The following is a 12526-nucleotide window of genomic DNA, read 5'->3' as shown; positions in this document are numbered from 1 at the left end:
GGCGGCCTGGCTGCTGGCGCAGGGCGGCTCGGCGGGGGAAACGGGCCTGGCGCGCCTGCGGCGCTTCGATGCCGACTGCATTGCCCGCAACCTCAGCCCCGGCGGCAGCGCCGACTTGTTGATAGTGACCTGGCTGCTGGCGCAGCTGGGTGCCCAAGAATAATAACCAAGCCTTCAGGAGAGTCCCTATGTCCCAAACCCAGGAAAAGATCTGGAAAGCGATAGCGCCGCTGGCGGTGCTCGCGATCCTGTTATTGATACCGGTGCCCGACGGCATGCCGCCGCAGGCGTGGCACTATTTCGCCATCTTCGTGGCGATGATCGTCGGCATGATTCTGGAGCCGATCCCGGCCACCGCCATCAGCTTTATCGCGGTGACCGTCAGCGTGCTCAGCGCCAACTGGGTGCTGTTCGGCGCGCAGGAACTGGCGGAGCCGGGCTTCAAGGCCGGTAAAGAGGCGCTGAAATGGGGGCTGGCGGGCTTCTCCAGCACCACCGTCTGGCTGGTGTTCGGCGCCTTTATCTTCGCGCTGGGCTACGAGGCCACCGGGCTGGGGCGGCGCATCGCGCTGTTCCTGGTGAAGTTCATGGGCAAGCGCACGCTGACGCTGGGCTATGCGGTGGTGATCATCGATATTCTGCTGGCGCCATTCACGCCGTCCAACACCGCGCGCACCGGCGGCACGGTGTTCCCGGTGGTGAAAAACCTGCCGCCGCTGTTCGATTCCTTCCCTAACGATCCCTCTTCGCGCCGCATCGGCGGCTACCTGATGTGGATGATGGTGGTCGGCACCAGCATCAGCTCCTCGATGTTCGTCACCGGCGCCGCGCCGAACGTGCTGGGCATCGAGTTCGTCGGCAAGATAGCCGGGGTGCACATCAGCTGGATGCAGTGGTTCCTGGCGTTCCTGCCGGTCGGCCTGCTGCTGCTGATCATCGCGCCGCTGATCTCCTACTATCTGTACAAACCGGGCGTGACCCACAGCAGCGAAGTGGCCGCCTGGGCGAATACCGCGCTGGGGGAAATGGGCAAGCTGACGCGCAAGGAGTACACCCTGATCGGCCTGGTGCTGCTCAGCCTGTGCCTGTGGGTGTTCGGCGGCAAGGTGCTGGACGCCACCGCGGTGTGCCTGTTGGCGGTGTCGCTGATGCTGGCGCTGCACGTGGTGTCGTGGAAAGAGATCACCAAATACTCCAGCGCCTGGAATACGCTGGTTAACCTGGCGACGCTGGTGGTGATGGCCAACGGCCTGACGCGCTCCGGCTTTATCGACTGGTTCGCCCAGACCATGAGCACCCACCTGGACGGCTTCTCGCCGAACATGACGGTGGTGGCGCTGGTGCTGGTGTTCTACTTCGCCCACTACCTGTTCGCCAGCCTGTCGGCGCACACCGCCACCATGCTGCCGGTGATCCTGGCGGTTGGCAAAGGGTTGCCGGGCGTGCCGATGGAACAGCTGTCGATGCTGCTGGTGCTGTCGATCGGCATCATGGGCGTGCTGACGCCGTACGCCACCGGGCCGGGGGTGATCATCTACGGCTGCGGCTATGTGAAATCGAAAGACTACTGGCGCCTGGGCGGCATTCTCGGCGTGGTGTACATCGCCGCGCTGCTGCTGATCGGCTGGCCGATCATGAGCCTGTGGTACTGAGTTGACGCACAGCGGCCGCCGCTCGGTGGCCGCTGGTACGATCTTTTCCCGTGAACCCTGTCACACACTTGTCACACTAACCCCGCCATCATACGCAGGCAAACGCTAACACCTTAAAAATAATCATTTTCCGGGAGCCTCTGCGGATGAGAAAAAAAACGTTATTGCTGTGCCTGCCCTTGTTATTCACCGGGAACGCGCTGGCGGACGCCGGCGGTTATCAACTGGAACAGGTGCTGGTGATGAGCCGCCATAACCTGCGCGCGCCGCTGGCCAACAACGGCAGCGTGCTGGCGCAGTCCACGCCGAAGGCCTGGCCGGCCTGGGAAACGCCGGGCGGCCAGCTGACCACCAAGGGCGGGGTGCTGGAAGTGTATATGGGGCACTATTTCAACGCCTGGCTGAAGCAGACCGGCCTGTTGCCGCAAGAGGGCTGCCCGACCGCCGGCAGCGTGTACGTCTACGCCAACAGCCTGCAGCGCACGGTGGCCACCGCGCAGTTCTTCAGCAACGGCGCGTTCCCGGGCTGCGACGTCAGCGTGCACCATCAGGACAAGATGGGCGAGATGGATCCGACTTTCAACCCGATCATCACCGACACCAGCGAAGCCTTCAACCAGCAGGCGCTGGCGGCGATGAACGCCGCGCTGGGCTCGCTGAAGCTGGACGCCTCTTACCAACAGCTGGCGAAGATCATCGACTACAAGGATTCCGCCGCCTGCAAGACCGACAAACACTGCGACCTGACCAAAGAAGCCAGCGTGATGAGCGCGGTGCCGGGCAAAGAGCCGGGCGTCTCCGGCCCGCTGCGGGTGGGCAACTCGCTGGTGGACGCCTTTATGCTGCAGTATTACGAAGGTTTCCCGATGAAAGAGGTGGCCTGGGGCAAAATCGTCACCCCGCAGCAGTGGAAGCAGCTGGCGCAGTTGAAAGACGGCTATCAGGATTCGCTGTTCACCTCGCCGGTGGTGGCGCAGAACGTCGCCAAACCGCTGCTGACCTACATCAACAACGCGCTGCTCGGCGAGCGCAAACCGGACGCGCCGAAGCTGACGGTGCTGGTCGGCCACGACTCCAATATCGCCTCGCTGCTGTCGGCCATGCAGTTCCAGCCGTATCAGCTGCCGCAGCAGTACGAGAAAACGCCGATAGGCGGCAAACTGGTGTTCCAGCGCTGGCGCGACGCGCAGAACAGCCGTGAATTGCTGAAGATTGAGTACGTCTATCAGTCCACCGAACAGCTGCGCAAGGCGACGCCGCTGACGCTGCAAACCCCGCCGCAGCGCGTGACGCTGGCGCTGAAAGGTTGCCCGATCGACAAAGACGGTTTCTGCGCCTGGAGCGATTTCGAAAAGACCATGAAAGGCATCTTGTAATGCCCAGCCTCTCTCCCGACCGCGGGGGAGAGGCCTCTCCCCATCCCGGCTAACGTGCCGCCGTACGAGCCTTAACGTCATTTATTTTGCCCAAGGTCATTGTTGCAGGCGGTTTCGGGGGCTAACATCATCAGCCTGCCTGCTTATCATGGATACCGCCGTTGCCCACTTTTATCCGCAATATCGAATTTTTCACGCCGGACGGCTATCCGGGCCAGGTGGCGCGCTGCCATTTTGCGCTGGCAGAGTATCGCGACGAGAGTTTTCCCGAGGCGGGCTTTGCGCTGCCGGACCACCTAGCGCGCGCGGTACCGAAACGCCGTGCGGAGTATCTGGCCGGGCGTGTGCTGGCGCGACAGCTGCTGGCGCCGCTCGGTTTCGCCGACTTCACCCTGGCGCGCGGCGAAGATCGCGCGCCGCAGTGGCCGCCGGGCATCGCCGGGGCGCTGAGCCATAATTCGGATACCGCGCTGTGCGCCGTACACCGCGAGAGCGGGCTGGGCGGCGTTGGGTTGGATGTGGAGACGCTGCTCTCCGACGTGCGGGCGGAGGAGCTGTGGGGGGCGATCGTTTCGGCGGGGGAGCGCGAGGCGTTGCTGCGCGAAACGCTGCCGTTCAACGAGCTGCTGACGCTGACGTTTTCCGCCAAAGAGAGCCTGTTCAAGGCGCTTTATCCGCAGGTGCGTTGTTACTTCGATTTTCTCGATGCGCGCATGGTCGCCGTGGATACGCAGCGGCAGACGTTCGTATTAGCGTTGCTTAAGACCTTGACGCCAAATTGCCCCGCCGGCCGCCGGTTCAGCGGGCATTTTTGGCGTGAAGGTGACGACGTCACGACCTTTATTTTTTGCTAAAACACAATAATAACAGTGTGTTATTTCTTGCTGCGCCGTAACGTGGATTTGCCGCAGCGAGCGGAAAGATTCATTCATCGGAGATTGACCCTCGGTGGGGAATCGGTGTAATTTATCCTCCTTTTACAGCTAATGATAATTATTCGCATAAACATTATCATTGGTGAGGCGCAACAAAGGAGTGGTCTGTGGCGACACTGACGACAGAAAACCAAACCTTCCCCGGGTTTGCGTACGCCGAACAATCGACCTTTTTGTACCGGTCCGAATTCCGTTCCCTCTCCGCCAGCGGCGTGTTCGAACGGATTGAGACGCCGGCGTTCGGCGGCGAGCAGGAAGGCAGCGCGCTGGCGCAGCATATTCGCCAGGCGCTGGCGCGAGCCAACGCCGCCGGCCAGGAGACGCCGGTGGTGGTGGGCGCCATTCCGTTCGACACGCGCCGGCCTTCCTGCCTGTATGTGCCTGAAAGTTACGAGTTTGTCGCCAACGACAGCTTTACCCGCGCCGCGCGCCCGATGCTGCAACAGCCGCATCGCCTGGCCGCCTGCACCAGCATTCCGGACGAGCCGCGCTTCAAGCACGCGGTGGCGGAAGCGGTCAGCCGCTTTAAACAAGGCAAGCTGGACAAGGCGGTGCTGTCGCGCATCCTCGACATCGAGCTGGAGCAGCCGGTGGCGGGCCACCAGATCCTCAATAACCTGATGGTGCAAAATCCGACCGGTTACCACTTTTCCCTGCCGCTGGCCGATGGCGGCGTGTTGATCGGCGCCAGCCCGGAACTGCTGATCCGCAAGCAGGGCGGCGAGATCCACACCAACCCGCTGGCGGGCTCGGCGCGCCGTCAGGACGATCCGCAGCAGGATCGCCTCGGCAGCGAGCGCCTGATGCGCTCGACCAAAGACAAATACGAACACAAGCTGGTGATCGACGACATCCGTCGGCACCTGGCGCCGCTGTGCGCCAGCCTGAGCGTGCCCAGCGGCCCGTCGCTGCTCAGTACCGGCACCATGTGGCATTTGTCCACCCGCATTCGCGGCGAGCTGCTGAACCCGAATCTCAACGTGATGCAGCTGGCCTGCCTGCTGCATCCGACGCCGGCGCTGTGCGGTTTCCCGACCGAGAGCGCCCGCCAGCTGATCGCCGATCTGGAGCCGCACGATCGCGGCCTGTTCAGCGGCATCGTCGGCTGGTGCGACGCCAACGGCGACGGCGAGTGGGCGATCGTCATCCGCAGCGGCCTGCTGCGCGGCAACCGGGTGCGGCTGTTCGCCGGCGCGGGGATCGTCGCCGCCTCGACGCCGCAGTCCGAGTGGCTGGAAACCGCCGCCAAACTGGGCACCATGCTCAATGCTTTCGGCCTGAACAGCGGTGCGCTGTAGGGCCACTTTGCGGCGCAGCGCGCGCCGCATCCTATCCTTTTCGCAGGAGACAACGATGAACAACAACATGACCCGGCTGTGCGCCCGGATGGCGGTGCGCGCATGAGCATTCAGATGGATTTCACTGGCAAACGCGTGTGGGTGACCGGCGCGGCGCGCGGCATCGGCGAGCAGATCGCCCGGCATTTTTTGACGCAGGGCGCCGAGGTGGTGGGGTTTGACCGCGAGTTCGCCAACCCGGATTTGCCTTACCCTTGCGTGACGCTGGACATCAGCCGGCCGGAGCAGGTGGAGGCGGTGTGCCGCCAACAGCTGGCGGAAAACCCGCAACTGGACGTGTTGGTCAACGCCGCCGGCATTCTGCGCATGGGCAATACCGAAGATCTGAGCGTGGATGACTGGCACCAGTGCATCAACGTCAACGCCTCGGGGGCGTTTTACCTGTTCCGCGCCGTGCTGCCGCACTTCAAGGCGCAGCGCAGCGGGGCGATCGTCAGCATCGGTTCCAACGCCGCGCACGTACCGCGCGCGCAGATGGCGGCCTACTGCGCCTCCAAGGCGGCGCTGACCAGCCTGAACCACTGCGTGGGGTTGGAGATGGCGCCGTTCGGCGTGCGGTGCAATCTGGTGTCGCCGGGCTCGACCGACACGCCGATGCAGCGCGGCATGTGGCAGACCGATGATGCGCAGCAACGCACCATCGCCGGCTTCCCCGAGATGTTCAAGTTGGGGATCCCGCTGGGCAAAATCGCTCGCCCGGACGAGATCGCCAACGCGGTGTTGTTCCTGGCCTCCGACTTGGCCAGCCACATCACCATGCAGGACATCGTGATCGACGGCGGCGCGACGCTGGCCGCCTGAGTCAGACCCGCTGGTGGCGCAGCAGGTGCCGCGCGCCTTCCGCCGCCAGCAGCAGCACCGCCAGCCAGATCGCCAGATAGGTCGGCCATTCGCTTTGGCCGATGCTTTCGCCGAGCAGCAGCGCGACGATCACCAGCAGCACCGGTTCCACATAGCTCAGCAGGCCGAACAGGCTGAACGGCAGCAGGCGGCTGGCGAGGATGTAACACACCAATGCCACGGCGCTGATGACGCCGAGCAGCGGAATGCGCCAATACAGCTCGGCATTGATCGGCAGCGCCGCCGCGCCGCCGTCGCCGAAGGCGAACCAGGCCGCCGCCGGCAGCATCAGCGCCAGCTCGCACCACAGCCCGCCGAGATTGTCGGTGCCGAAACGCCGCCGCAAAATAAAGTAGAGCGGATACCCCAGCGCTACCACCAGCGTCGGCCACGATACGCCGCCCGCCTGATACAGCTCATTGCCCACCCCCGCCACGGCGCACGCCACCGCCAGTTTTTGCAGCAGCGACAGCCGATCGCGGTAGATCAAACGGCCCGCCAGCACCATGGTCAGCGGCAGCAGAAAATAACCGAGCGATACGTCGAGCGCCTTGCCGTGCAGCGGCGCCCACAGGAACAGCCACAGCTGCACCCCCAGCAGCGCCGAGGTGAGCAGCAGGCCCAGCAGGCGCCGCGGCCGTTGGCCGATCCCGACCAGCGTGTCGCTCACCTTGCGCCAATCGCCGGACAGCGCCATGAACAGAGTCAGGAACGGCAGCGTCAGCAGCGTGCGCCAGCCGTAGACCTGTTCGCCGTTCAGCGGGGTGAGGGTAGAGGTGAAGTAATACATCGCGCCGAACAAGATGGAGGCGACGACCGAAAGAGTGATGCCCTTAATCACACGCATTCCTGGTGAGTGATTGATTTTATGGCGGCTACTGTAGAGAAATTTGCCGCCAACGACAATGGCGCCGCCGGGCGCTGGACAATCGGCGGCAGCGGGTTACAATGGATACTGTGTATTCATACAGGCTTTGGCGATGACAATCGATCTTTTTGAAGACGCGCTGCCGCCGCCGTGGCGCGAAGAGATCGCCCCCGGCGCGGTGGTGATGCACGGCTTTGTGCGCGATCACGGGCCGGCACTGCTGGCGGCGGTGCAGGGCGTGGTGGCCCAGGTGCCGTGGCGGCATTTGACCACCCCCGGCGGGCACGTGATGTCGGTGGCGATGAGCTGGTGCGGCAACGGCTGGACCAGCGACAGCCGGGGCTACCGCTATTCGGAACGCGACGCGCGCAGCGGCAAACGCTGGCCGGCCATTCCGCCGATCCTGATGGCGCTGGCGGACGAAGCTGCGCAGCAGGCGGGCTTCGGCCCCTTCGTGCCGGATTCCTGTCTGATGAACCGTTACGATCCGGGCAGCAAGCTGTCGCTGCATCAGGATAAAGACGAACACGACTTCGGCGCGCCGATCGTCTCGGTGTCGCTCGGGCTGCCGGCGGTGTTTCAGTTCGGCGGCCTGCAACGCAGCGACCGGGCGCGGCGCATTCCGCTGGCGCACGGCGATGTGGTGGTGTGGGGCGGCCCATCGCGGCTCTGTTTTCACGGCATCCTGCCGGTCAAGGAAGGCTACCACTCGCTGGTGGGGCCGCACCGCATCAACATCACGCTACGCAAGGCGCTTTAACTGCGGCTCCTGCGCCAGGCAGGCGACGAGATAGTCGATAAACACCCGCAGTTTGGGCGGCAGATACTGGTTGGGCGCATAGAGCAGCCACAGGCCGCCGTGATAGCTGCTGAGGAAATCCCATTCCGGCAACACCTGCACGATCTCGCCCTCGTCGAGCGCTTGGCGGGCGGTAAAGTACGGCAGGCTGCCGATGCCGATATGCCGTTTCACCGCGTCCAGCCGCACGCCGGTGTGGTTGGCGGCGTAGCGGCCGCGCACGCTGACCGTCACCGTTTTGCCGCTGCGGCGGAATTTCCATTGCGCGTCGCTCGGCGTTTCTCCCAGATAGATGCAGCTGTGCGCCGCCAGATCGTGCGGGTGCAGCGGCGTGCCGTGTTGCGCCAGGTAGTGCGGCGTGGCGCACAGCAGATGGTCTATTCTCATCAACTGGCGGCCGACCAACCCGGGCGACGGGCGATCGGTAATGCGCAGCGCCAGATCGACCCGATCGTCGATCAAATCCATGTAACGATCTTCCAGCCGCAGCCTCACGTCCACCTTCGGGTAGCGGCGCAGGAACTCCGGCATGTGCGGATGCAGCACGAAGCGGCCCACCGCTTTGGGTACGCTGACGCTGACCAGCCCTTCGGGCTCCGCGGCGCCGCGCCCGCCGATCGCCATGACCGCGTCGGCCGCCGCCAGCAGGGTGCGGCAGTGCGCAAACGCCTCTTCGCCGCTTTCGCTCAGCCGCAGTTTGCGGGTGGTGCGGTGCAGCAGCTGCAGCGCCAGCGCCTGCTCGAGCTTCGCCACGCTGCGGCTGACGGCGGAAGGCGAAGCGCCCAGCTTGCGGGCGGCGGCGGAAAAACTGCCGCTCTCTACCACCTGAACGAAAACGGCCATTTCGGCCAACAGCGCGTAAGAAAGATTTGTGCTCATGACGCAAAGGTCCATTGTGATGGCGGCGGATTATGCTCCGATTATGACATGAATATAATGGCTCTTCGAACCGAGGAGAAAAATGATGACCGAACGACGTTATTACTACAGCGACGATTTACAGGGCCAGGCGCAGGTGTTGAGCTGTGCGCCGGCCGAGGCGGGCGCTTACGCCGTGGAGCTGGATGCCACGCTGTTCCACCCGCAGGGCGGCGGCCAGCCGTCCGATGTGGGGTCGTTAGGCGGCGTCACCGTGCTGCGGGTGCAGCAGCAGGGGGATACCGTGGTGCACTTTACCGCCGCGCCGCTGCCGAACGGGCCGGTTACGATGCAAATCGATGAAGCGCAGCGCCGGCTGCACGCCCGCTGGCACTCCGCTGGGCATCTGATCGGTTGGTTGGGCGAAACCCGGGGCTGGCGGCCGGTCAAGGCGCATCATTGGCCGGGGGAAGGGCGCATCACTTTCGCGCCGGGACCGGATGCGCAGACGATAGAAGCGGACTTTTTGCAGGAGGAGCTGATGCGTTTGATCGCCGCCGATCTGCCGCGCCGCCAGCAGGCGGTGGACGGCCTGCGCCAGGTCGGCTTCGGCGAGCTGCCCGCCTACGGCTGTGGCGGCACCCATGTCGCCGCGCTGGGCGAGGTGGGCGCGATCGCGATTACCGGCCTAAAGATGAAGAAAGGGCAATTGAACGTGCAATATGAGCTGGGTTGAATAAGGGGGCGGCTCAGCGCCCGGCCTGCCGCAGCTGGGTGCAGAACGCGCATTGGCATCCCGCTACCGGCACCGCCGCGCAACTGCCGATGCTCACCGGCTGGGCGTCCATGGCGTGAAAGCCGTAAAACAGATTCTCGATGTTTTGTTCCGCCGCCCGCGCCTGCTCCGGGCGCGGTTCGGGCACTTTCGACTGAAACGCTGCGGCCTTGCCGGCCAGCAGGCTGAGAAACAACAGCGACAGCTGGATTTTCATCGTCGTCTTCCCTTTACTTGTTTTTTGATACGTTATAACAAAACCAAGGCGCCGCCAAGCGCCGCGCTCGCGCTCGGCGCCCGCCAGCGCGTGAGCCGGTGCGGTGAACGCCCGCGTTTAATCCGCCTTTCTATTTGATTTCATTGAAATTGATGAAATAGTCAGATGCCATCATCCGGGGCATGACAGGGCAGCCAATATTCTAAATACTTAATCGAAGAGGCGCTCGGGGCAGGAGAAGCGCTTTGGGATCGCGCTTTTGCACGGCGCGCCCGCCGTTTTGGCATGGACTGCATTTTTTCAGTGTCGTGGAATGTAAAATGGATTTTTGTAACCGGATTTCCGTGTGTTTATTGACGTTTAATTCATCGCGCTTGCTGCGTGACGTGTTGCAACCTGTGGCGGCGTTCGCCGATGAAATCATCGTGGTGGATTCGGGCAGTACTGACGGCACGTTGGCCATTTGCGACGACTTCAATATCAAGCCTCTTTATCACCCGTTTGAAACCCATGGCCGGCAAATGAATTACGCCATATCCTGCGCGCGGCATGACTGGGTTTTGTGCCTGGACAGCGATGAGATCATGGATGATGAAGCGGTCGACGCGATGCGGCTTTTCAAGCGCACCCCAGGCCCTGACAAAAACAACGCCTATCGCATTCGTCGCGATTGGTTTGTGTTGGGACAGGCGGTCAGAACGCTTTATCCCGTCTCGTCACCGGATTACCCCATTCGCTTTTTTCATCGCCAGGTGGTGAAGTTCAATGATGCGCCGGTAGATGATGCGGCGGAAGGGGGCGCATCCACCTTGATACTGGCCGGGCACGTTAAACACGACACTTTTTTCTCAATCGAGGAAGTGTTTGCCAAGCTGAACAGCTATACGGCGCGCGTGGTGAAATACAAGGCGATAAGGCCATCGATTCTCCGAGGGGTGATTAGCGCCATCGGCGCATTTTTCAAGTGGTACATTTTCAGCGGCGCCTGGAAAGCGGGCCGGGTCGGGGCCGTGACCGGCGTTTACGCGGTGTCCTACAGCTTTTTGAAGTATTTCAAGGCGTGGTACCACAGATAGCCGAAGGCGGGGGGCGAACCGCCTTCATCTCCTTGTTTAAACGCTGTCTTCAGCGATCAGCACCTCAGTGATATCAATGCGATGCAGCAGCTTTCTCTGTTTCTCATGGCTGATTTTCTTCATGCGGCGCAGCCGGTACAGCTCTTCTCTTTCCGCGTGCAACGAGGCTAAGTACAGCTGCTTTTCCAGCCGCTTCAGCGCCACGATATTCTTAACGTCTTCTTTGGTCAGAATTTTACGTTGCAGCACGTCCAGCATCCGCCGCGTCGTTTCTTCAATCAGCTCCGGCGTGGCGTCGTCCGGCGGGGCGACGAGCAGCTTTTCTTTGGTTTCGTTGACGGCCTTGGTCGCCGCGCTCGCCAAGGCTTCTGAAACGGAGAAAGCCTCTTCCTGATCTTCTTCCGGCGGCAGATTGCCGCGCAACAGGAAGGGCAGCGTGACGATGCCGACGACGATCGACAGCAGGATGACCCCCGAGGCGATAAACACCAGTTGATACCGGCCCGGGAATGGCGAACCATCCAATAAAAACAGCGGAATTGACAGCACGCCCGCCAGGGTCACCGCCCCTCGCACCCCGGCAAAGGCGGCGACGAACAGATCGCGCGTGCTGAATTTCGAAAATAACAACGGATCTTTGCGCATCAGGGTCGCGCTGCCGACCTTCATCAGCCACAGCCAAATCAAACGCACGGCGATCAAACTAAAATAGATGATCACCACGTAAGCCAGCAGCGTCTCCAGGCTGATGGAATGATCGATACCGGTTTGCGCCACGGTGAAGTTCAAGATGCCCGGCAGCTGCAGCCCAAGCAGAATAAACACCATGCCGTTAAACACGAACTCGAGCATTTCCCAAATATTATTGGTGCGTAAACGCACCAGCGGCATGCTGCGATTCACTTTGGATTGGCCAATCATCATGCCGGCGCTGACGGCGGCCAGGATGCCGGATACGCCGATTCTTTCCGCAATCAGATAGCAGGAAAAGGGCAGTAACAGCGAGAAAATAATCTGAGTGGCGGAATCGTTATACATCCATTTATGGATGAACTTAACCATTTGATTATAGAGAAAAACAATAATGATGCCGCACAGCACCCCACCAATCGATACCTGCAGAAAGGTCAGAAAGGCACTCTCCAGGGTAAACGCCATCGCGCCGAGCGCGACAGCGATGGAGAAGTTGAGGGAAACCAACCCGGAGGCGTCGTTCATCAACGCCTCCCCTTCGATCACGCTCATCACGGGTTTGGGCATGCGTCCTTTACCGACGATGCCGGACAGCGCCACGGCGTCCGTTGGCGACAGAACGGCGGCCAGGGCGAACGCGGCGGCGAGGGGGATTGACGGGAGCAGGAAGTGAATCAGATAACCCACCCCGACGACCGTGATGATCACCAGCACCAGGGCCAGACAAAGGATTTCTCTGCCGTAATGGATGAACTCTTGCGCCGGCGTTTTCCAACCGTCGGCGAACAGCAGCGGGGGAATAAACAGCATCAAGAAAAGCTCGGGATTGAAGTCGATATGCAACCCAAACTGCGGCCAGGCCAACACGGCGCCAACGATGATTTGCATCAGCGGAAGCGGGATCTGGAAGGGCAAGATGCGCGTCACGACGCCGGACAACGAGACGGTGAGCAATAAGATCAATATGGTGAAGAATGTTTCCATCGTGAACCTTTTGTGGATTTAATTTTTCTCGCCGTTATCAAACGGTTTTTCTGCATGCCGCCCCTCAGGCGGGCTCGTCGGCCAAGGCTGAACAG

Annotated in this window: 13 protein-coding genes; 9 read left to right on the top strand and 4 right to left on the bottom strand. The window is 62.0% G+C overall.

Annotation, left to right across the window (positions count from 1 at the left end):
* The 6 genes from ACTJJ6_RS19055 to dhbA all read left to right on the top strand — a co-directional run.
* The coding region (locus ACTJJ6_RS19055; protein WP_440827422.1) for a triphosphoribosyl-dephospho-CoA synthase at positions 1 to 163 on the top strand (163 nt) is incomplete at its 5' end.
* Positions 164 to 188: 25 nt separating this feature from the next.
* Positions 189 to 1652, top strand: a complete 1464-nt coding sequence (locus ACTJJ6_RS19050) for an anion permease (protein ID WP_016927089.1) — start codon at positions 189 to 191, stop codon at positions 1650 to 1652.
* Positions 1653 to 1798: 146 nt separating this feature from the next.
* Entirely contained in the window at positions 1799 to 3028 is a 1230-nt protein-coding gene (agp, locus tag ACTJJ6_RS19045; RefSeq protein ID WP_016927090.1) for a bifunctional glucose-1-phosphatase/inositol phosphatase, read from the top strand.
* A 161-nt stretch (positions 3029 to 3189) separates the two neighbouring features.
* A complete protein-coding gene (locus ACTJJ6_RS19040) occupies positions 3190 to 3882 on the top strand; it encodes a 4'-phosphopantetheinyl transferase family protein (RefSeq protein ID WP_080353573.1) in 693 nt (230 codons plus the stop codon).
* Positions 3883 to 4070: 188 nt separating this feature from the next.
* Positions 4071 to 5261: an isochorismate synthase gene (locus tag ACTJJ6_RS19035; protein WP_048796519.1), complete on the top strand. Its 1191-nt coding sequence runs from the start codon at positions 4071 to 4073 to the stop codon at positions 5259 to 5261.
* A 102-nt stretch (positions 5262 to 5363) separates the two neighbouring features.
* Entirely contained in the window at positions 5364 to 6122 is a 759-nt protein-coding gene (gene dhbA, locus ACTJJ6_RS19030; protein WP_025303452.1) for a 2,3-dihydro-2,3-dihydroxybenzoate dehydrogenase, read from the top strand.
* Position 6123: 1 nt separating this feature from the next.
* Here dhbA and rarD read toward each other — a convergent pair whose 3' ends face one another.
* Positions 6124 to 7002: an EamA family transporter RarD gene (gene rarD / locus ACTJJ6_RS19025; protein ID WP_440803341.1), complete on the bottom strand. Its 879-nt coding sequence runs from the start codon at positions 7000 to 7002 to the stop codon at positions 6124 to 6126.
* 139 nt (positions 7003 to 7141) lie between these two features.
* Here rarD and alkB point away from each other — a divergent pair, with 139 nt between their 5' ends.
* A complete protein-coding gene (gene alkB / locus ACTJJ6_RS19020) occupies positions 7142 to 7789 on the top strand; it encodes a DNA oxidative demethylase AlkB (RefSeq protein ID WP_016927095.1) in 648 nt (215 codons plus the stop codon).
* On the opposite strand, the gene ACTJJ6_RS19015 is transcribed toward alkB, so the two are convergent.
* Positions 7772 to 8707, bottom strand: a complete 936-nt coding sequence (locus ACTJJ6_RS19015) for a LysR family transcriptional regulator (RefSeq protein ID WP_016927096.1) — start codon at positions 8705 to 8707, stop codon at positions 7772 to 7774. The genes alkB and ACTJJ6_RS19015 overlap by 18 nt on opposite strands.
* An 85-nt stretch (positions 8708 to 8792) precedes the next feature.
* On the opposite strand from ACTJJ6_RS19015, the gene ACTJJ6_RS19010 reads away from it, so the two are divergent.
* Positions 8793 to 9422: an alanyl-tRNA editing protein gene (locus ACTJJ6_RS19010; protein ID WP_420277440.1), complete on the top strand. Its 630-nt coding sequence runs from the start codon at positions 8793 to 8795 to the stop codon at positions 9420 to 9422.
* 13 nt (positions 9423 to 9435) lie between these two features.
* On the opposite strand, the gene ACTJJ6_RS19005 is transcribed toward ACTJJ6_RS19010, so the two are convergent.
* Positions 9436 to 9678 (bottom strand): hypothetical protein, encoded by a 243-nt coding sequence (locus ACTJJ6_RS19005; RefSeq protein WP_016927098.1) that lies wholly within the window; start codon positions 9676 to 9678, stop codon positions 9436 to 9438.
* 320 nt (positions 9679 to 9998) lie between these two features.
* Between ACTJJ6_RS19005 and ACTJJ6_RS19000 the strand changes: the two genes are divergently transcribed.
* Positions 9999 to 10754 carry a glycosyltransferase family 2 protein gene (locus ACTJJ6_RS19000; RefSeq protein ID WP_016927099.1) on the top strand — a complete coding sequence of 252 codons (756 nt, stop codon included), beginning with the start codon at positions 9999 to 10001 and terminating at the stop codon, positions 10752 to 10754.
* Positions 10755 to 10790: 36 nt separating this feature from the next.
* Here the strand turns inward: ACTJJ6_RS19000 and ACTJJ6_RS18995 are convergent, their stop codons facing one another.
* A complete protein-coding gene (locus ACTJJ6_RS18995; protein WP_016927100.1) occupies positions 10791 to 12431 on the bottom strand; it encodes a Na+/H+ antiporter in 1641 nt (546 codons plus the stop codon).
* Positions 12432 to 12526 lie beyond the last annotated feature (95 nt).

The sequence above is a fragment of the Serratia sp. 22278 genome (assembly GCF_052045405.1).
Taxonomy (GTDB): domain Bacteria; phylum Pseudomonadota; class Gammaproteobacteria; order Enterobacterales; family Enterobacteriaceae; genus Serratia; species Serratia marcescens.
This window is presented reverse-complemented; position numbering and strand designations above follow the sequence as displayed.